We start from the raw sequence: 19,330 nt of genomic DNA, 5'->3' as shown, positions 1-19,330 counted from the left end.
GCTCGACTTGCATGTATTAGGCATGCCGCCAGCGTTCGTCCTGAGCCAGGATCAAACTCTCCATTAAAGTTGGCGACCGAAGTCACCGTTTAAAAGAAAGCACCATGTGCTCGTTTAAAACGTGGCGGTCCTTGATTGCTCAAGAACCTTTATTCTCTATCGCAACGAGATCATAATCAAAAGATTATCGCTCGTCGCGGGAACTCAAATCGCTTTGCCCAAAGGGGTCGGCGTTTTTCGTTCCTAACTCCTCTTCACTATCCAGTTTTCAAAGAACAAACTCGGCCAAACTCCCCGATTCTCACCGGCTCGTTTGTTTCTTTCGTTCATCACCGCATCTCAGCGGCGACTTTTATATCCTATCACGTTCGTCAGCCATTCGTCAAGCACTTTTTTCAAAGTCTTTTTTCGAAGGTTAGAAGTGATTGTTTCTGTACAGCGACTTAGCGCTGAAGCCCGTTAAAGGGCGAGATTTAATTTATCACATCCGCTCCTTCGACGTCAACCCTTCTTCGAACTTTCATTTTCTTACATACTTTGCGCTGCGGAAGCAATCCTGTTTTCAATCGACGCTGTAACGGATCTCTTCGCCTCGGGCGGAGCTTTTTCCCTCCTGGGGCCACTGGCGGATCAGCGAACGGTAGACCATTTTTCGCACGACCATCGGCAGTTCCTTTTTGACGTATGCAAGTTCCGGATGCCGGATCAGCTCTTCGATCGTCCAGGGCATTCTGCGGCTGCGAAGTATGCGTATCAGCAGACCGGAGCATGCCGCCATCTTGGACATCACGGAAAACTCGCACGCCAGAAGTACCAGCTCTACGCGTTCTCTCAGCGTTTCCTGGCTGAAAGCCAGCTGTTCGTACAGTTTGTAAACCTGGGCGCTGTGGGCGCGGACCTGGTTCCAGATCGTTTTCTCCGGGTATACCGCCTGCTGCACCAGCTCGATACACGCCCAGTGATGCAGGGCTTTGAGCGTGCTGTAGTAGGCGTCCATATCGTGTCCTTCGGTCATATGGCGCTTGGCTTCCACATAACTGCGAAGAAAGCGCGAGAATTCGAAAAATAAACGCTGTTCGCGCAAAGGCTGTTCGAACCGTTCCACCTGCTGCCGCAAATGCATAATCTGTCCATTCACGTCGTATACCACTTCTCCCTGCAGAAAATAATGGACCAGCGCACGATTCTCCCCCGTCACGATCCAGCGCTTCAACTCCTCGGCCTCCAGGCTCAGCAGTTGATAATGCAGTTCCCCTTCCACCCGGTGATGCGTGTACATTTCTTCGTCGAAGCGTTCAAAAATCATAAAAACGAGCAGCTCGAAATCTTGCAGCAGCGCGCCGTGAAACTTTCCGCCGGGCCGGTAACACGCGACGGCCCCAAGCGGAACCGGTTCGTTCTTGATCCATTCTTCAAACGTAAAAGGTAACAACTCCGCTTCGCCTCCCGTGTCGGCCGCCCGCCGGGCGGAACCCCGATCATTCTGTTTACAGGTATTCTACGCGTCTGCGCTTTTTCCTGCTTGGGCTTTGCGGAGCCGCCGCCTCTGATTGCTCAAGCGCCGGGGTTACGGCTTGGCGATGGTTTGGAGCACTTTCCAGGCTTCGTCGGAAGCGAAACCGCGCGTCCAGCTGGCGACTCCGGCCATCTCGTAACGCTTGGCGAGTTCGACTCTCAGCGCCAGAGAACGGCCGTCTTCGATCCACATCCGGTTGAGCGCGCCGTCTTTTTGATATTCGACATAATTTTGCCCGATATCGCCCAGGAATTCCGGCTTCGCTTTATTCTCGGCAACCAGCCGCTGCGCCGTTTCCATCCCGACCGCGGAAGAAGACATTTTGGACTCGCCGTTTTCTTCCGTTTCTTTCCACACCCGCGTATAAAGAGGAATCCCCAGAACCAGCTTCGATGCCGGCACCTCGTCTTCTTCCAGAATCCGTTTGACGGACGATTCCACCCACGGCAGCGACGCAACCGATCCGGCTTCGGGACTGCTCGCCCAGTGCTCGTCGTACGCCATCAGCATCATAAAGTCGACGGTTTCCCCCAACGCCCGGCGATCCAGAAACGCGGACCACATCTCGCTGCTTGATTTCGGCGTCACGTCGACCGAGACCGTTAATCCGGCTTCGCGGGCCAGCACGGTAAACTCGCGCACAAATTCGACGAAAGGCGCTTTGTCCTCGGTGTATACATTTTCAAAATCGATATTGATTCCGTCCAGCTTATACTGCTTCGCATATTCCAGCACCTGCCGGGATGCGGCCGAACGGCTCTCGTAATCGCTCAGCATCTCGCGCGTCCGGTCGGCTTCGAAATCGTTGCTGAACAATCCCCAGACCAGCTTGCCGCTGTTGTGCGCGCGTCCCACGTAAGCCGAATCGGCTTTGCTGTTTACTTTTCCCGCCGCGTCGGCCAGAGCGAACCAGGTCGGGCTGACCACATTGACGCCCTGCATCTCCGCGATCACGTCGGGACTCGGCTTCCGCTCGTAAACGGCTTCCCAGGCCAGGTTGATTTTTTGATTCGCCCACTTTTTCTCGGCTTTCGTCTGAACGGGTTCGATCGCGGGCACGCTTTCTTCTTCGCCCGGAGCAATCTCGTCTTTGGGAATGTAGCCCGCCTCGCCGCTGTCGGTCTGCGCGTACACCCAGCCGCCTTCTTCGCTCCAAATGCGCAGCGGCGCTCCTTCTTCGAGTTCGGCGGCAATCGGCGATTTGATCGTCGCTTCCGTGCGCAGTTTCGCTTTGCCGATCAGTCCGCCGTCTCCCGCCGTCGCTCTGCGGACCGTATCGCCGGCTTTAAGCACGATTACGCTGCCCGCTTCGCTTTGTTCGGCAATTTGGATCCCGTAGAAGCGCTCGAGCGGCTCGACCGGCACATACAGCTTTCCGTCCGCCTCCCGGACCGCCGCCTGAAGTTCGTACGGTTTGCCGTTCAGCGTCCCGGACTCCCCGCCTTCCTGCATCACCAGCAGTTGGTCCGCAGTGGTCAGGATCGCCGTCTCGCCGTCCGGATCTTCATAAGCGTAAGCGTTGATCTGCTCCTGTACGAGCGCCAGCGGAAGCATCAGCTTCTCCCCGCTTCCCAGTGCGGTATAGCCGCTCCAGTGTCCTTCTATAAATACAGGCTTGGCCTGCCCTTTCCATTCCGGTTCTTCGTGGGAAAAGTAAGGCATATACCGCCAAATCCCCCAGCCCGCCCCGGCCGCGACGACACCGATCAGCAGGACTTTGCCCAGCGTTCCTTTTCCGCGGTTGCGTCTTCTTCGACTGGCTCTGCTCACTTTGCAACATCCGCCCTTCTGCAATCTGTGGAATAATAAATCAACAAAAAAAGCGCGGGAGCCTCTGCGGCTCCACACGCCTTATTGTAAGCAAACGTTACTATTTTCTGCAACCTTCGCACACTCCGTATACTTCCAGTCGATGTCCTTTGACCGTAAATCCCGTCGATTCGGCCGCGGCCCGCTCCACTTCCTCCAGGTACGGATGATGGAAGTCTTCGATCTTGCCGCACTTCTCGCAAATAATATGGTAATGCTCGCTGACGTTCGCATCGAACCGGCTTGAATTGTCTCCGTAAGTCAGTTCATGGATCATGCCGGCTTCGATCAGCATCTTGAGATTATTGTATACCGTGGCGACGCTCATGCTCGGAAACTGGGGCGACAGCGCGCGATAAATCTCATCCGCGGTCGGATGCCCCATATTCTCCATGAGATAGGTCAAAATCGCATGTCTCTGGGGAGTGATGCGCACACCGTTGAATTTAAGCTGTTCCAAAGCATGCTGTACGCGTGTCGTCATCCCGTTCTCCTCCTCTGCCGATTCTCGTCTAGTTATTTTTATTTTAAGGTTTTCGAACAATTATTGTCAACTTGTCAACCGATTTTAATCGGTTTCTTTTGCCCGAAAAATATTCAAATCCCCGTTCCCGTCGGCCTGCACCGTGAATTCGCCTTCGCCGTACGTCCCGGTCAGGGTACGGTCTTCGATCGCAAACGGGAGCTCGCTTCTGATATCGCCGTAGCCGTTGGAGCCTTCCATCCGGTAATCGCCGGAGTCCGGCAGCGTAAGATCGATGCGCCCGACGGCGCTGTATACCGACCAGTCGCCCTGCACGACGCGCGAGCGGATCGAGATATTCCCGTTCAGCGTCTGGGCGGACAGCCCGAAGTTTGCGCCGGCGACTTCGATGCTGCCGTTGCGGGTATCCGCGGCGACGCCGCCGATGGTGCCGGACGCGGAAATATCGCCCAGCAGCGTTTGGAGATCGATCGAACCGGCTACGTTCTTGCTGTCGATATCGCCCTGCTGCGTGACCGCCTGGAAATTGCCGGCCACCGTATCGGCGGCGATTCCGCCGATCGACGTCGAGGCCGATACATTGCCGCCCACGTTCGTAAATGAAAGATTGCCGCCTCCGGTCTGCACCGAGATGGCGCGCAGCGCCTGCACGCCGTTAAGCGTGACGGAGCCGCCGTTCGTGCGGATATCCATATCGAAACTTCGCTCGGGCGGCAGCAGGATCTCCAGGTCGACCCGGGGCTGGCGTCTGCCTCCGTCCCCGTAGACCTGCGCTTCGGTCGTAACGGCGAGCGTCTCGCCTTCGTCGACTTTGACGCCTGTTTTCTCCGCGACTTCCCGCGCGTCCGCCGGTTCGAGCTTATCGACCCAGACGGTGCTGCGGATACGGATGCGATCGGAGAAGCCGCGCCGGATGACGATATCGCCGTTAATTCCTTCCACCGACAGGGCGGTCATTTCGAGCGCAGCGGCCACGTCGACGGACGGCTTGGTGAACTTGTTGCCTTCCGCCGCGCTGAACTCGATCGAGGAACTGGTCAGGTCCAGGCTTACTTTATTCCATAGGTAAAGATAATGGCTTTGCTGCGTCACGATAAAAGCGGAAGCGCACAATATCGAGGCGGCCAGCATCCCGGCGACATCGAGTCGGAATCTCCGGCCTCCGCCGTAGCGGCGGCGCAGCAGGAGCATGACCACGTACTCGACTCCCCACAGTACAAGCGCGGCCGGCCACCAGCGAAGCAGCTGCAGCATATCGTCGCGGCCGCGAATCCCGTCGCTCAGCAGCAGCAGACCCACCGCCACGAGCAGCAGCGAAGCCGTCCAGCGTCCGATTCGAATCTTAGGAATCATGGCTCTCCTCCCTTCCTTCGGCCTCGGAAGCGGCGCGGGCGGCGCGGGCGGCGTGAAACTGCGCCGAAGCCCTGCGCATGGCCGCAGCCTGGAACGCGCCCAGGATCAGGCCGAGCAGTACCAGGCCCAGCGCCGCGCCTTCGCGGCCGCGCTGCTCGATCAGATGGCGCAGCCACAGCGGACGGCTGTGCAGCAGAAGCAGCGCCGCGCCTTCTCCGATCAGAATCAGGGCGAAGATCATACTTTTGCGCCAATCGCGAAATTCGCTCTCCATCGCCCTGCGGCGGTCGTTGACCCGGTCGGTCGCCTGCAGGACATCGTACAGGCTGTAGAAATAAATAACCGGAATCAACAGCCCGAGCAGGATCAGCAGAGGCACGTTTATCCGAATGCCCGTCGCCGAGAAATACAGCAGCGCTTCGACGACGAGCAGGATCGTCAGAATAAAGGAAATGCCTTTTTGAATCAGTCCCAGGTAAAGATGGCCCGATCCCGGGACCACGGCGGACAGCAGGCCGGCGATAAATTTCCGTTTCTGCCGCTTCGTTCTCTCGGGCTTGCCCATGTTCGCCCTCCTCCCCTTTTCGCGTGTTCGGCCGGGAATTTCGGACTTTTCCCGGAGCGGAGCGAATTACTCGATCGCGACCGAATACACGCCTTCCAGCTGCAGCAGCTGATGCGTCATCTCCGACGCGTCCATTCGCTTCTCGGAAGCGAGGTGCATGGTAATCTCGGCCGCCGAAGCGGAACTTTCGACCGGCTCGGAGCCGGGGAATTCGCTTTTGAGATGAACTTCCATTTTGCGCACCCGGACTTCTTTTTCCTTCATCAAATCCGATACTTTCTCCATCAATCCCGTTCCCGTTCGTCCGCGAATCGTCACGACATGGGTATGATGGCCGCGGATGTAGCGCTGCTCGACGACATTCAGCACAAGCAGCGTCAGGAACACGATCAGCGTGGTGAACATGGACGCGAAATAAAAGCCCGCGCCCACCGCCAGCCCGATCGCCGCCACGACCCACAGCGACGCGGCGGTCGTCAGTCCCGTGATCGATTTGCCGGTAAACAGGATCGTGCCCGCGCCCAGGAACCCGATTCCCGAAATTACGGCGGTCGCCAGACGCGCGGGGTCGACGCGCACGCTCGGTTCCTTGATAAACGCGACGAAGCCGTACATGGACAGCAGCATAATCAGCGCCGATCCGACGCAGACCAGAATATGCGTCCGCAGTCCGGCGGCGTGGCTGGAGCGCTCGCGTTCCCAGCCGATCAGTCCGCCGAGCAGCACCGCGCACAGCAGGCGCAGCAAAATATGGGTGTTGTCGATAAACCACGGATCTGTCGTCATTGCATTCTTTCCTTTCCATTCTCCTTGTCCCGCTTCAGCGTGGTCAGTTCGATTCCGGGAGCGATCTGTTCCGTCTTGAACGGGACGAAGCCGCAGCCCGTGTACAATCGCATAGCCGGTTCGTTCCGCGTTCCCGTGGACACGATATAGCGGCGAAATTCCGGATAGTGCGCGAAGATGTACCGGATCAGCTCTCTGGCGATGCCCCGGCGAAAAAAACGGGGTTCCACCATCATCCGGGTCAGCGTCAGTTCGCCGGGCCGTTCTTCCTCGACGGCGACCGCTCCCGCCAGCTCGCCGGACTCGGCGGTGTATCCGTAAAACGTATCGCCGCACCGCTTCAGACTATCGGCCGTATCGGCCAGCGGCGGAATTTCGTCGAACCCGATCAGTTTCGCCTCCAGCCGGTAAGCGGTCGTTTGCAGCTTCAGCAGCTCTTCGACTTTAAGGTCGTTCGTCATATCGATCCTGCCGATCATCGCCTCTCCACCTCGCTTCTTCCCTATCATTAACCGGATTTTGCCGCGCCGCCTTGCTTTGTACATCGTTTCGAAACGAAAAGCGGAAGCAAAAAGCGCGCCCGCAAGCGGACGCGCCTTTTTAGGGTCGGGCCGGTTCAGCCCTTCAAAAGCTCGACGAGCAGCTTGTTGACCAGACCCGGATTGGCCTTGCCCTTGCTCTGCTTCATGACCTGGCCGACCAGGAATCCGATCGCTTTATCCTTGCCGGCGCGGTAATCTTCCACCGACTGCGGATTGGCGGCGACCACTTCGACGACGATCGCTTTGATCGCGCCTTCGTCGCTGATCTGCACCAGTCCCTGTTCTTCGACGATCTGCTGCGGCCGCTTGCCGCTTTCCAGCATTTCTTTGAACACGGTCTTGGCGATCTTGCTGCTGACCGTGCCTTTGCCGATCAGACCGACCAGCTCGCCGAGTCCCTGACCGGTCAGCGGAACGGCGTTCAGTTCGAGCCCGTTCGTATTCAGGTAGCCGAGCAGGTCGCCCATGATCCAGTTGGACACGGATTTGGCGTCGGACCTGGCATCCTGGATATGATTAAGGCTTTCTTCGAACAGGTCGGCCAGCGGCTTGGACGATGTGATAACCTGCGCATCGTAAGCCGGCAGCTCGTAATCGGAGGCATAGCGCGCCCGGCGCGCATCCGGCAGTTCGGGAATGCCCGCGCGAATCCGCTCCTGCCAATCGGCTCCGATCTCCACGGGAACGAGATCCGGGTCCGGGAAATAGCGGTAATCGTGCGCTTCTTCTTTGCCGCGCATCGAGAACGTTTGCCCCTTACCTTCGTCCCAGCGGCGCGTTTCCTGGATCACGGTGCCGCCTTCGTCCAGAATCTCGGCCTGGCGCACTTCCTCGTATTCCAATCCGCGCTGCACGCCGCGAAACGAGTTCATGTTCTTGAGCTCGGCGCGAATGCCGAATTCCGCCTGGCCGCGCGGACGGATACTGATATTGGCGTCGCAGCGCAGCGAGCCTTCTTCCATTTTCACGTCCGAGACTTCGCAGTACTGCATGATCGAGCGCATCTTCTCCAGGTAAGCGCGCGCTTCTTCCGGCGACGAGATCTCCGGTTCGGACACGATCTCGACCAGAGGCGTGCCGACGCGGTTGAAGTCGACGAGCGAGCCGAAGCCGCTCGTGTGCGTCAGCTTGCCGGCGTCTTCTTCGAGATGCAGGCGCGTGATGCCGATCCGCTTCGTTTTGCCGCCGACTTCGATATCGATCCAGCCGTGCTCGCCGATCGGGCGGGCGGCCTGCGAAATCTGGTAAGCTTTCGGCGAATCGGGATAGAAATAGTTTTTGCGGTCGAAATGGCTGATATCGGCGATCCGGCAGTTCAGTGCCATCGCCGCTTTCACGGCGTATTCGACCGCCTGGCGGTTCAGCACCGGCAGCACGCCGGGATGCCCCAGGCAGACCGGGCAGGTATGGGTATTGGCGGGCGCTCCGAATTCCGTGGAGCAGCCGCAGAAAATTTTGGTCTTCGTATGCAGCTCGACGTGAACTTCGAGCCCGATGACCGTTTCGTAAGAAGTGGTAGACATAACAGGCAGTTCCCCTTTCTCCGCGCGCGTATTAAAGCTGCGGACGGCGTTTATGATGATCCGTGCTTTGTTCGAACGCGTGCGAGACGCGCAGCACCGTTTGCTCGTCGAACGGCTTGCCGATGATTTGCAGGCCGACCGGCATGCCGTCCGCAAAGCCGCACGGAATACTGATGGCCGGCACGCCGGCGAGGCTGACCGGAATGGTCAGGATATCGTTCAGATACATGGTCAGCGGATCGTCCGTCTGCGAGCCGATCGCAAACGCCGTGGTCGGCGCGGTCGGTCCCACGATCACGTCGAACTTCTCGAACACGTTGTCGAAGTCGCGTTTGATCAGGGTGCGCACTTTCTGCGCTTTCAGATAATAGGCGTCGTAATAGCCGGAGCTGAGCGCGTACGTGCCCAGCATGATCCGCCGCTTCACTTCGTCGCCGAAGCCTTCGCTTCTGGATTTCAGATAGAGATCCAGCAAATTGTCGGGATTGTCGGCGCGCACGCCGTAGCGCACGCCGTCGAAGCGGGCCAGGTTGGAGGACGCTTCCGACGAAGACAGCAGATAATAAGCCGCGAGCGCGTATTCCGTATGCGGCAGCGAGACTTCTTCCCAGGTTGCGCCGAGACTTTCAAGCTGGCGGACCGCCGCCATCACGGATTCTTTGACCTGCGGATCGACGCCTTCGCCCATATATTCCGCCGGAACGGCGATGCGCAGTCCTTTGATATCGCCGGTCAGCGACGATACATAATCCGGCACGTCGACATTGGCCGACGTGGAGTCGCGGTCGTCGTGGCCGGCGATCGCCTGAAGCACGTAAGCCGAATCTTCGACGGTCCGTGTAACCGGCCCGATCTGGTCGAGCGAGGAAGCGAACGCCACCAGGCCGAAGCGAGACACGAGGCCGTATGTAGGTTTCAACCCGACTACGCCGCAGTATGAAGCCGGTTGGCGGATCGAACCGCCGGTGTCGGAACCGAGCGAGAAATACACTTCGCCGGCCGCGACCGCCGCCGCGGAGCCGCCGCTGGAACCGCCCGGAACGCGGTCGGTATTCCACGGGTTGCGCACGGGATAGAAGCTCGAATTCTCGTTGGAGCCGCCCATGGCAAACTCGTCCATATTCAGCTTGCCGACGGTGACGCTGTCCGCCGCGCGCAGCTTCTTGACCACGGTCGCGTCGTAAACCGGATCGAAATTACGCAAAAACTGGCTGGCGCAGGTCGTGCGAAGGCCTTCCGTTACGATATTGTCTTTAACGCCGGCCGGCAGGCCGAACAGCAGACCGCGTTCGCCTCCGCCCGCCAGTTTGTCGTCGAGCCGCGCCGCCGAAGCCAGCGCGCCTTCTTCGTCGACGGTCAAAAACGCTTTTACTTTTTCGTCGCGCTCCCCGATCTTCTGCAGGGAATCCTTGACCAGTTCGGTCACGGACAGTTCGCCAGCGTGCAGCCGGTTATGAATTTCCCGAAGTCCCAAATCGAACAATGTCACTATCGCACCTCCGCGTTCATCGTAAATCGTCAAGTCATGCAGGATTCAGTCGAGCACCGCCGGCACCCGGAACTGTCCGTCCTCTTCGTCCGGAGCGTTCCGCAGCACCGCTTCGATCGGCAGGCTTTCGCGCACTTCGTCTTCGCGCGTTACGCTATGCAGCGGCAGCACATGGGTCGTCGGCTCGATGCCGTCCGTATTGAGTTCGTTCAATTTCTCCGCATACTGCAAAATAGCGCTGAGCTGCTCGGCGAACATCTCTTTTTCGTCTTCGCCGACGTTCAAACGGGCCAGTTTCGCCACATGTTCGACCTGTTCCACCGTAATTTTCATTCGTATGTTCTCCTATCGTTTAAAGGGTTAAAGTGCCGAAACTCCTCAACGTCCCCATTATAGGGGAGCCCTCCGTAAAAATCCAGCGTTTGCGCTATTTGCGCAGCGCCGGCCGAGGTCCGATCGGCGCCTTCCGCGCCGAAAGAAGGGTAAGAAAAAAGCCGGCATCCGCCGGCTTCGATTATTTGGATCGTATCTTAAATCCATGCCCGTAAATTGATTTTCTTGATAAACTCGGCCTGCGACATCGGCTCGCCCGCCGGTTCGGCTTCGGTCTGCTGCGCATCTTCCTCGCCGTTCATCACCTGATGGAACAGCTTCTCGTTGTGGGTGGCGAGCGCGTAATCGATCAGCGCGGCGCGCTCGACCTGCTCAACCTCGAACTGAACGACTTTTTCTTCAAGTTCGATATCTTTTTCGGTCACGAAAAAATTTCGGTTGGCCTGCGGGATTCGCACGATATAGTCGAAGGCGTTATCCGGATTACGGTCGTAGGCGATCAGGTAACCGTACTCCCCCACAGGGAGGTTTTGTTCAAAAACATCGGCGACGATCACGATTTTTCCTCCCAGATGAAGCATTGTTTCTCCCCCTCGGTCGTCATCTTACAAGGTCCGATCCCGGAGGACCGCTCCCGGTTTTTATGCGCGTTTTTCTGAAAACGATTGAAACGTTCAAATGCTTAGCTTATATCCTACTAAAAAACGCGGGGGATGTCCATGTTCTTCGCTCACTTTATGTGGGTTCTTTACAAAAAAGAGTGCCGGTCGCCGTTCAGACGCCAAAAACAAGCCTCGGCCTGTTCAACTCCGGGGGCCGTCGCCGCCGCGGAACCGTTCCAGGCGCCGATGCCAGGGTTGATCCAGACCGCCGTTCCGAAGCTTGACCGACTTCCATGCGCACACGCTCGCCTCCTGCGGCCGCCCGCCGCCGTACAGCGAACCCCGTTCGCGGATTTCGATTCCCGAATCGCGCACGGCCGCAAGCTTCCCGGTCCGTCCGTCCTTGTTATGCAGCTCGGCACGCTCCTTCGCTGCATGCTTCTCCCCGTCAAAAGGCTTGACTCTGTCCACTCGCTTTTCTCCCCCTCAAGGCTCTTATCGGTTATTGAATTGCCATTTAAAGCCCGGTTTTCCCCTGAAAACAAAAAAAGAACGCAAACCGGGAATAGATCCTCAGCTTGCGTGCTTCGCAGGCGTTGACGCGTGCGGCGAAGTAAACGGCCCAGGACCGATTCGCGCGCAGCGCAGTATGTACTTCCGTAAAGGTTATCGCTCAATAGCTGTATCTTACTACCGGCTTTCTTCCTTGTCCAGAACTTTTTCGCAAAAAAAGCGGCCGGCGAATACGCGGCCCGGCCGCTTGGAATCATATTAAAGAGCCGGAACAAAAGGATTATTCGTTTTCTCGTGACCGATCCTGGTCCGCGGACCGTGCCCCGGATACACGACGGTGTCGTCCGCAAGCTTGTACAGCTTCAAGCGGATGGAATCGACCAGGTCGCCCTGGCGGCCGCCGTACAGATCGGTTCGTCCCACACCTTCGCGGAACAAAACGTCGCCGGCGAACAAATCTTTTCCGCACAGGAAGCTTACGCTGCCGGGCGAATGGCCCGGCGTGTGCAGTACCTTGAAGGTATTGCCGATCAGGCTTAAGGTCTGGCCTTCGGCCAGCGCGTAATCGGCCGGTTCCGCAACGATCGGACCGCCAAGCTCGGACCACATGGCCGAGCCGTTGTGCTTGGCGTCTCCGAGCCAGCCGGCTTCCAGATCGTGCACGTACACCGGACAGCCTTTCATCCTGCGCAGCTGTTCCAAACCGCCGATATGGTCGAAATGGGTATGCGTCAGCAGGACCGCTTCGATATGCAGATGTTCGACCCGGCGCAGCAGCGCGGCCGGATTCATGCCGGGATCGATAACCACGGCTTTCAAATCGTCTTCGCCGCGCAGCAGATAAGCGTTGGTCTGCAGCGGTCCGAGGTTGAACGTCTCGACGCGAAGCATGCTACACCCCCGCCAGCAGTGTGCGCAGCTCGTGCACAATCACCGGATGAATTTCCGTGCCTTCGCCGTAGCGTCCGGCCATCTGCATGCGCACGATCGCCATTTTCTCTTCATAATCGGCGGCGCTGCGGTCCGGATTCTCCGACTTGAATTTGCGCATCAGCTCCTGTACTTTCTCCGGCCGCGGTCCCCACTTCACCAGCGGTTCTCCGTCCGTATCCGCCAGGATCACCACGGGAACGGAACGTCCGCCCATCGTCAGGTACTCGTCCATCAGATCGAAGTTTTCTTCCAGGATCAATACGTCGACCGGGATGTCGGCCGTCTCCAGCACGCGGAATACGACCGGGACGTTGCGCACCACGTCGCCGCACCAGTCCGCCGCCAGAATAACGGCGCGCAGATCGTCGCGGCCCTGCAGACTTTCAAAAAAACCCCGGTCTTCTTCGCTGCTCCATTCGAAATCGCGGTAGCCCGCCTCGAATTTTTCTTTGTTTTTTTGCATGGCATCGATAAACCCCTGCGGACTGAGCCCGCTGCCGAATCTGGCCTTGAGGTTGGATGTTCCGAGTTGTCCCATCGCCCTATTCTCTCCTTTCGGAATTCCGGTATTTTTCGGTATTCGGTAAAATTGAACAAACTTTTATTTCCGCATTTTCCGGCGCCGGGTCAGTACGGCTTTGACAATCAGATAGACGAGCAGCACGAATACCGCGCCCAGAATGATCGGTACGACATAAGGCGAAGCTTTCTCGTCGATCTGCTCCCACTGTCCGCCGAGCTGATGCCCGAGGAAAATAAACAGGATCGACCACGGGATAACGGCCAGCGTAGTGAGCATCGTAAAGCGCCACGTCGGCATTTTGGCAAGACCGGCCGGAATCGAGATGGCGTGCCGCACGACCGGAATAAAGCGTCCCGTAAAGATGATGCCCGCTCCGTACTTATTGAACCAGTGCTCGGCGTGATCGATATGCGATTCTTGAATAAAAATATATTTACCGAACCGCTTCAGCACCGGACGTCCACCGTAACGGCTGATCCAGTAAATGAACAGCTGGGCAAGCACGCCGCCGATCGTGCCGAACAGCACCGCGCCCCAGAAATTGATATGGCCCGAGTAGACCAGAAAACCGCCGTAAGCCAGTACAATTTCGCTCGGAATCACCTCGACCATCAGGCCGAGCATAATCCCGAAATAGCCCAGACTTTGAATCCACTCAAACAACTGCGCGACGATATCCGAAATAACGCTCAACGTTTTACCTCTTTCCTGTGCACGTCCGCAAACGGCATGCTTATCGTTTATCCGCTTATTTTATCACAGCCGAAAGCCGGCGGGCCAGCAGGCGCCGCGCGGCGACGGCCGGGGCTCAGCTTCGGGAAGCGGAAACGGTAAGAAGCCGGTCCTGCAGCGCATTTTCCAAATAAGGCGCGGCGCCGAGGAAATTCCGGAACGCTTCGTACTCGCGCCACAGCGCCGACGTATCCTGGTCGCCGGATTTGACCGCGCGGATCAGGATATTTTTCGGCGTATGCTCCATGTCGATAAATTCGAGCAGCTGCGTTTTGTACCCGACGATGTCGAGCAGCTTCGCCCGGATCGCGTCGGTGGCGAGCGCGGAGAACCGTTCTTTGAGAATGCCGTGCGACAGCAGGGGTTCCAGCGTTTCGTTTTGCACCTGCGCGAACAGCTCGTGCTGGCAGCAGGGAACCGACAGGATCGCCGACGCGCCCCAGCGGACCGCTTTTTCCAGCGCGGCGTCGGTTGCGGTATCGCACGCGTGCAGCGTAATCACCATATCGACGGCGTCGAATTCGTTGTAATCCGCGATATCGCCGATGCGAAAATGCAGACCGTCGTAGTCCAGGCTGCGCGCCAGCGATTCGCAGTGCTCGATCACGTCCGCTTTGAGATCCAGTCCGACCACGTTGAGCTCGAAGCCTTCCTGCACGGCTAGATAATGATACAGGGCGAACGTCAAATACGACTTGCCGCAGCCGAAATCGACGATCGTCAGCTTCCGCCCTTTCGGCAGCGAAGGCAAGATGTCCCGCACCGTTTCGAGGAAACGGTTGATCTGGCGGAACTTATCGTATTTGGCGGCCAGCACGCGGCCTTTGTCGTTCATCACGCCCAGTTCGACCAGAAAAGGAACCGGTTCGCCTTCGTCCAGCACATACGTTTTTTTGCGGTTGTGCGAAAGATTCGGCGCGTCTTTTTTGGTCGGCGGCTTTTTCAAAATGCCCGTTTTGCCTTTCTTGCTCACCAGCACCTGATAATCGGCGTCCAGCGTGCAGAGCAGGCCCTGGCGCATTTCGCTCCCCAGCAGTTCCGCGATGCGGCGGTCGGCTTCTTCGGGCGTCAGATTGTCGTGCGTGACTTTTTTATCGTAATGATAAGCGAGCTGGTAATGCAGCTCGTTCTTGAGCAGCAGCGGTTTGACGGCGACTTTGGTGTACGAATCGCCGTCTTTGCGCCGGGGCTGGCTGAGGGTTGCCGATACGAGCCGGCCTTCCGGCAGCACGGCGCTCAGCAGTTCGCTCAGGGTTTGCATAAAGTACTCTCATCCTCTCGGGTGTTGTCGCCATGTTGTTGTTCGTCGGGGCTGCGCCGCGTTCGCTGCCAATTCCGTTCATTCTTCGTCTTCAAGCGCTTCGATGCCTTCCTGAAGTTCTTCTCGCGTCAGTCCGCCGCTTTGCAAAGCTTCGTCGCTCAGCGCGGACAAACGGGCGTAAAACATTCGGCCTTCTTCAAGCGCGTCTTTATCGTTCTCGGGACTTGCGCCGAGCATGCGGTACATCGCGTCTTCGGCCCGAACGTGGCGTCCTTCGCGTTCTTCGTACAGCATGGTCAGCTTCTCTTCGTCCGCCGGCAGCTTGTAGCGTTCCAACTGCGCGGAAAGTTCGGCGATCCGATCCGGGTAATCCACCAGTTCGCGGCTGCCTCCGTTCAAAGCCGCGTGCAGATACAAGTGCAGCGCTTTGATGCGGTCGGCGGCCGCCTCGCGCTCCTGGCCCATATTGGCGCGAATCTCGCCGGATTCCTGCAGCATGCGCGCGACAAGCTGGAGACTTTCCGCATCGACGCCCCCGCGCTGGCGGAACAAGCCGATCAGCTCGCCCGGCGGCAGGGAACGCAGCATCTGCTCGCTCATCCGGAAATTGCGCTTCAGCAAACCGTCCAGTTTCTCGATCGCCTGCTCGTTTTTCTGCGCTTTGCGCATCCCGAGCATCGCGCCGACCGCTTCGGTCATTTCTTCGATCATGCGCGTCAGATAATCTTTTCTCAGCAATGCGATCCCGCCTTTTCGTCCGGCAATCCTTCAATGAACGAAGAGATCTGCCGCGCCAATTCCTGCGGCGCTTCAAACAAGCTCATATGTCCCGCGCCTTCGATCGTCCGGGTTACGGTGCGTTCGTTCTTGGCGGCGAACGCTTTCTCCGCCGGCGCGATGCCGTCTTCGGTACCCGCGATCAGCAGCACCGGAAGCTCCGAACGGCGAATGACTTCGCCGCGATCCGGCCGTTCGCGCATCGCCAGCGCGGCGCCTGCCGCGCCTTCGGGCAAAGTGGCGAAGCCGATCTCGCGCACTCGCCGCACTTCCGCGCCCAGCAGCCGGGCATTCTCCGGCGCAAACCAATTGGGCGCGGACTGCTCGACGAACGGCCGGACGCCTTCGCGCCGTACGCGTTCGGCGACCGCCGTTCTTTTCTCCCGGCCGGCTTCGTCGTCGGGCAGCGGCGTCGAATGGATCAGGCCGAATGCCTTCAACCGGTCGGCATATCGTTCGGCGAAAGACAGGGCGATATAACCGCCCATCGAATGTCCGAGCAGCACCGCGCGCTCGACGCCCAGCTCATCCAGCAGCCCGTTTACATCGTCGGCCATGCGTTCGATCGTATACGGCCCTTCTGGCGCGTCCGATTCGCCGTGACCGAGCAGATCCGGCACGATGCAGCGAAGAAAATGCCCTTCCAGCAGCGGAACGATCCGTTCCCAATAATCCGCGCTGCCCATAAAGCCGTGCAGCAGCACGACCGGCCGGCCTTCTCCTCTATCGATATAACGAATCGGCCGGCCTTCCAATTTGCGTCTTTCCATTCTGCCGCCTTCTTTCTTGGGATCGGGAGACCCTTGTGTTAGGCTTGCGCCTCGACCTTCTTTGCCTGGCATGAAAGCCTCCGCCGCGGCCGCCGCGATGCGGTCGGCCAATTCCAGCACGAGCCGCAGCGAAGCGGTCTGCAGTGCCTGGTACGGCTTGGGGCCGTACACATTCACAACGGCGGCGATGCTGTAATCGCCGACCGGCGCGAAGCCGCTCTGCATGGAGCCCGCCGGCGTCAGCGGCGAGCGCAGCGGCAGCAGCGAGCCGACCGAACCCGGTTTGCCCAGACAGGCGTCGATCGCGATGATCGTCGTATCGGCGGGAAGTCCGGCTGTCAGCCGCTCCAGGTTCAAAGCGTCGCAGGGTTCTTCCATGGTGCCGATTACCCGGGGAAAGCCGGCCGATTGCAGACGGCTGCCGACAAGCGGCCCCAGCGCGTCGCCGCTGGAACGATCCGTACCGATACAAAGAAACAGCACCTTTTCGGTTCCGCCGGACGCCGCGGCTTCCGCAAACAGCTCTTCCACGCTGCCGAAGCGCTTGTCGCGGCGGACGCTTGCCTCGGTTCGCGCCCATACCGCTTCGCGTATACTCAACAGTCATTCCACCTCTTTATTCCGTTTCCTATCAATCCTGTGCCATTCGTGCATTCGGCCTTTGCGCTCTATCTTTCGTCGGCGTGCCCGGCTATGCTTTGATTCTAGCGCAATCCGCGAGTTTAACGCAATCAGCGCAAATTCCGCAAAAAAAGGTGAGCCCGAAGCCCGATCGTGCTACAATATGAAAACATGAGCCGCAGGCTTCACGCTTCGGAACCGGCGGCCGGTTTGCCGGCCGACCGGCTCTTCGAACACGAATTGGCCTGCCGGAAGGAGAGCAAACATGGATTCGTCCCGTAAAGATTTGTCCAGCAAAACGCAGGAAAACGTAGAATGGATGATCGACGCCATCAAAACGAAGCTTCGCATGGCTTCCGGCGCGGCAATGCAGCCTTCGTCTTTCTCGGTCGAACAGTACGACGACATTTTCGACGTATACGATCTTGTCACAAATAAGCCTTCTTTAAGTATTTCCGAAGTGGAAGCAGTCGCTTCCGAACTGGGCCGGCTTCGCCGAAAGTAACCGAAAGTCCGCTGTGCCCGCCGCTTCGATCCCTTGTTCCCGCAACCCGGTTTTCCGCGCTCGCCTTCGAGCCGGAGAGCCGGGTTTTTGCCGCGTCCTTCTATCTCTTCGCCGCCTCCGCAAAGCCCGCCGCTGCGCGCCTTTTCCTGTTTCAGCTGGAAAGAGGACGTTTATATAGCAATTAAGAGCGGCGGCGCAGCCAAACAAATCCTTGTGCAAGCGGCAGCCGGGAACGGAGGTGAGCCGTATGTGGGGACTGGTAATCAGCCTGATCATGGCAATCGTTATCGGTTTTATCGGAGACGCACTGGCGGATAACATGATGCCTGGAGGCATTATTGGAGCCGCGGTCGCCGGTTTGGCCGGAGCCTGGGTCGGCAACCTACTGTTCGGAAACTTCGGTCCGAATATTGCCGGCTTTGCAATTATTCCGGCGGTACTCGGTACTGCGATCTTCGTTTTATTTCTCGGACTCATTGCCAAGTTGTTCAGACGCGCAGCCTAGAGGTTTACCCTTCGGGAACAATTGGAATGATCAATAATTATCGGTTTAAGACCACTACTTTAAGGAGTGATTCCTCATGAACGAAGCAGAAAAAGAATATCCGGTACAAAGCGGTTCCACTTTCTACAAAGGCGTATTCATCGGCGGATTGATCGGCGCTGCGGCAGCGCTGCTGTTCGCTCCCAAACCGGGACGCGATCTGCGCAGCGACCTGTCGGACAAAGTCGGCGCCGTAACGGATAAAACCAAAGGCGCGGCCAGCACAATCGGACTCAAAGCGAAAGACACCGCTTCGGTTGTCGGCGAAAAAGCCAAAACAGCCGCATCGGCTGTCAGCGAAAAGGCCCAGACGGCGGCTTCGGTAGTCAGCGATAAAGCGACTACGCTCGCTCAGTCGGTCTCCGAAAAAACGTCGAATGTGGTACAAGCGGTACGCAAAAACAGCGAAGACGTTGCCGAAGCGGTCAAAGACGCTTCCGCCGATGTCGGCGAATCCGTAAAATCCGCTTCCGCGGACGTTGCGAACGAAGCAGCCAAAGCCGATAAGGAAGCGATGAAAGAAACGGCCGACAAAGCAAAAGAAGCCAAAGATGAAATCAAGGCTCTGGATCCCGGCAATCCGTCCGGCAGCAAAGGCTCCCTGTAAAACGTTTCTCAAAGCCGGCTGAAACAGCCGGCTTTTCTTTTGGGCACAATCGCCCGGCAACGATGTATATCCTACTATAGAAGCGGGGGATTTTTATGGCACGCACTCAAGCAGAACCGAATCCTGGCGATCGATTCGCAAGCGGTACGATCGAGCAGAACGAGCGTACCAACGACGGCACATTAAGGCCGCAGGATCTCGCAAAAGATCACCCGTTCGAACTCCGGCACGAAGTCACGCGGCTTAACAAGCAGCTTGAAGATATTTCGGTGGCTTTGAAAAAAGGCGATTTTAAAGACCTGGTCGAGAATTACACCGACTGGAAAAAGCGTATCATTTCCAACTTCACAGCCGGTATCGCCCGCGGTCTCGGACTGTCCGTCGGTACGGTCGTCGTAATCGCTCTGTTGACCTGGATCGCTTCCATTATGGCCAATCTGGGCGTCCCTTATGTCAGCGACTTCTTCGAATATATCGGCAGTCTCATCCAAGAAGGACGCGGCGGCGGTTCCTGATTCCCGGATCGCGGCAGTCAAAAGAAA

General features: G+C 58.0%; 22 protein-coding genes and 1 rRNA gene. 4 read left to right on the top strand and 19 right to left on the bottom strand.

From position 1 onward, the window contains the following. The 19 genes from QWJ34_RS23800 to yyaC form a co-directional block, all read right to left on the bottom strand. Positions 1-67 (bottom strand): 16S ribosomal RNA (locus QWJ34_RS23800); the annotation flags it as partial. A gap of 495 nt (positions 68-562) precedes the next feature. Then, entirely contained in the window at positions 563-1,432 is an 870-nt protein-coding gene (locus tag QWJ34_RS23795) for a nucleotidyltransferase-like protein (protein ID WP_302731601.1), read from the bottom strand. 135 nt (positions 1,433-1,567) lie between these two features. Then, positions 1,568-3,286 (bottom strand): glycosyl hydrolase family 18 protein, encoded by a 1,719-nt coding sequence (locus tag QWJ34_RS23790; protein ID WP_302731600.1) that lies wholly within the window; start codon positions 3,284-3,286, stop codon positions 1,568-1,570. Positions 3,287-3,386: 100 nt separating this feature from the next. After that, positions 3,387-3,809 carry a peroxide-responsive transcriptional repressor PerR gene (gene perR, locus QWJ34_RS23785; protein ID WP_302731599.1) on the bottom strand — a complete coding sequence of 141 codons (423 nt, stop codon included), beginning with the start codon at positions 3,807-3,809 and terminating at the stop codon, positions 3,387-3,389. Positions 3,810-3,893: 84 nt separating this feature from the next. Continuing rightward, entirely contained in the window at positions 3,894-5,162 is a 1,269-nt protein-coding gene (locus QWJ34_RS23780) for a DUF4097 family beta strand repeat-containing protein (RefSeq protein WP_302731598.1), read from the bottom strand. Next, positions 5,152-5,727, bottom strand: coding sequence for a hypothetical protein (locus QWJ34_RS23775; protein WP_302731597.1), 576 nt, complete (start codon positions 5,725-5,727; stop codon positions 5,152-5,154). The genes QWJ34_RS23780 and QWJ34_RS23775 overlap by 11 nt, the downstream gene beginning before the upstream one ends. A gap of 66 nt (positions 5,728-5,793) precedes the next feature. Next, positions 5,794-6,513, bottom strand: coding sequence for an MgtC/SapB family protein (locus QWJ34_RS23770; RefSeq protein WP_302731596.1), 720 nt, complete (start codon positions 6,511-6,513; stop codon positions 5,794-5,796). Further along, positions 6,510-6,992, bottom strand: coding sequence for a GNAT family N-acetyltransferase (locus QWJ34_RS23765; RefSeq protein ID WP_302731595.1), 483 nt, complete (start codon positions 6,990-6,992; stop codon positions 6,510-6,512). Before QWJ34_RS23765 ends, QWJ34_RS23770 begins: the two co-directional genes overlap by 4 nt. Before the next feature lie 137 nt (positions 6,993-7,129). Next, positions 7,130-8,578, bottom strand: a complete 1,449-nt coding sequence (gatB, locus tag QWJ34_RS23760; RefSeq protein WP_302731594.1) for an Asp-tRNA(Asn)/Glu-tRNA(Gln) amidotransferase subunit GatB — start codon at positions 8,576-8,578, stop codon at positions 7,130-7,132. A gap of 31 nt (positions 8,579-8,609) precedes the next feature. After that, complete coding sequence (gene gatA, locus QWJ34_RS23755) at positions 8,610-10,067, bottom strand: Asp-tRNA(Asn)/Glu-tRNA(Gln) amidotransferase subunit GatA (protein ID WP_302731593.1); 1,458 nt, start codon at positions 10,065-10,067, stop codon at positions 8,610-8,612. Positions 10,068-10,112: 45 nt separating this feature from the next. Next, on the bottom strand, positions 10,113-10,400 hold the full coding sequence (gene gatC / locus QWJ34_RS23750; protein WP_302731592.1) for an Asp-tRNA(Asn)/Glu-tRNA(Gln) amidotransferase subunit GatC: 288 nt from the start codon (positions 10,398-10,400) through the stop codon (positions 10,113-10,115). 197 nt (positions 10,401-10,597) lie between these two features. Then, entirely contained in the window at positions 10,598-10,981 is a 384-nt protein-coding gene (locus QWJ34_RS23745; RefSeq protein ID WP_302731591.1) for an ATPase, read from the bottom strand. Positions 10,982-11,203: 222 nt separating this feature from the next. Continuing rightward, positions 11,204-11,473 carry a hypothetical protein gene (locus QWJ34_RS23740; protein ID WP_302731590.1) on the bottom strand — a complete coding sequence of 90 codons (270 nt, stop codon included), beginning with the start codon at positions 11,471-11,473 and terminating at the stop codon, positions 11,204-11,206. Between the two features lie 300 nt (positions 11,474-11,773). Then, a complete protein-coding gene (locus tag QWJ34_RS23735) occupies positions 11,774-12,406 on the bottom strand; it encodes an MBL fold metallo-hydrolase (protein WP_302731589.1) in 633 nt (210 codons plus the stop codon). 1 nt (position 12,407) lies between these two features. Further along, on the bottom strand, positions 12,408-12,986 hold the full coding sequence (locus QWJ34_RS23730; protein WP_302731588.1) for a thioredoxin family protein: 579 nt from the start codon (positions 12,984-12,986) through the stop codon (positions 12,408-12,410). A gap of 63 nt (positions 12,987-13,049) precedes the next feature. Next, entirely contained in the window at positions 13,050-13,664 is a 615-nt protein-coding gene (gene uptA / locus QWJ34_RS23725) for an undecaprenyl phosphate transporter UptA (protein WP_302731587.1), read from the bottom strand. A 115-nt stretch (positions 13,665-13,779) separates the two neighbouring features. After that, on the bottom strand, positions 13,780-14,964 hold the full coding sequence (locus QWJ34_RS23720; RefSeq protein ID WP_302731586.1) for a class I SAM-dependent methyltransferase: 1,185 nt from the start codon (positions 14,962-14,964) through the stop codon (positions 13,780-13,782). 78 nt (positions 14,965-15,042) lie between these two features. After that, on the bottom strand, positions 15,043-15,702 hold the full coding sequence (locus QWJ34_RS23715; RefSeq protein WP_302731585.1) for a DUF6483 family protein: 660 nt from the start codon (positions 15,700-15,702) through the stop codon (positions 15,043-15,045). Beyond that, positions 15,696-17,111 carry a spore protease YyaC gene (gene yyaC, locus QWJ34_RS27135; RefSeq protein WP_368047089.1) on the bottom strand — a complete coding sequence of 472 codons (1,416 nt, stop codon included), beginning with the start codon at positions 17,109-17,111 and terminating at the stop codon, positions 15,696-15,698. The genes QWJ34_RS23715 and yyaC overlap by 7 nt, the downstream gene beginning before the upstream one ends. A 286-nt stretch (positions 17,112-17,397) precedes the next feature. Here yyaC and QWJ34_RS23700 point away from each other — a divergent pair, with 286 nt between their 5' ends. The 4 genes from QWJ34_RS23700 (at position 17,398) to QWJ34_RS23685 (ending at position 19,303) form a co-directional block, all read left to right on the top strand. Next, positions 17,398-17,637, top strand: coding sequence for a DUF1128 domain-containing protein (locus tag QWJ34_RS23700; RefSeq protein ID WP_302731584.1), 240 nt, complete (start codon positions 17,398-17,400; stop codon positions 17,635-17,637). Between the two features lie 247 nt (positions 17,638-17,884). Then, a complete protein-coding gene (locus tag QWJ34_RS23695) occupies positions 17,885-18,142 on the top strand; it encodes a GlsB/YeaQ/YmgE family stress response membrane protein (RefSeq protein WP_302731583.1) in 258 nt (85 codons plus the stop codon). Between the two features lie 76 nt (positions 18,143-18,218). Continuing rightward, positions 18,219-18,788: a YtxH domain-containing protein gene (locus tag QWJ34_RS23690; RefSeq protein ID WP_302731582.1), complete on the top strand. Its 570-nt coding sequence runs from the start codon at positions 18,219-18,221 to the stop codon at positions 18,786-18,788. 95 nt (positions 18,789-18,883) lie between these two features. Continuing rightward, complete coding sequence (locus QWJ34_RS23685) at positions 18,884-19,303, top strand: DUF5665 domain-containing protein (protein ID WP_302731581.1); 420 nt, start codon at positions 18,884-18,886, stop codon at positions 19,301-19,303. Positions 19,304-19,330: the final 27 nt, after the last annotated feature.

Origin of the sequence: Saccharibacillus sp. CPCC 101409 (assembly GCF_030518235.1) — a bacterium.
In the GTDB taxonomy this organism is placed as follows: Bacteria; Bacillota; Bacilli; order Paenibacillales; family Paenibacillaceae; genus Saccharibacillus.
Note: the sequence above shows the minus strand (reverse complement) of the source record. Positions and strands in the feature narration are given on the sequence as shown.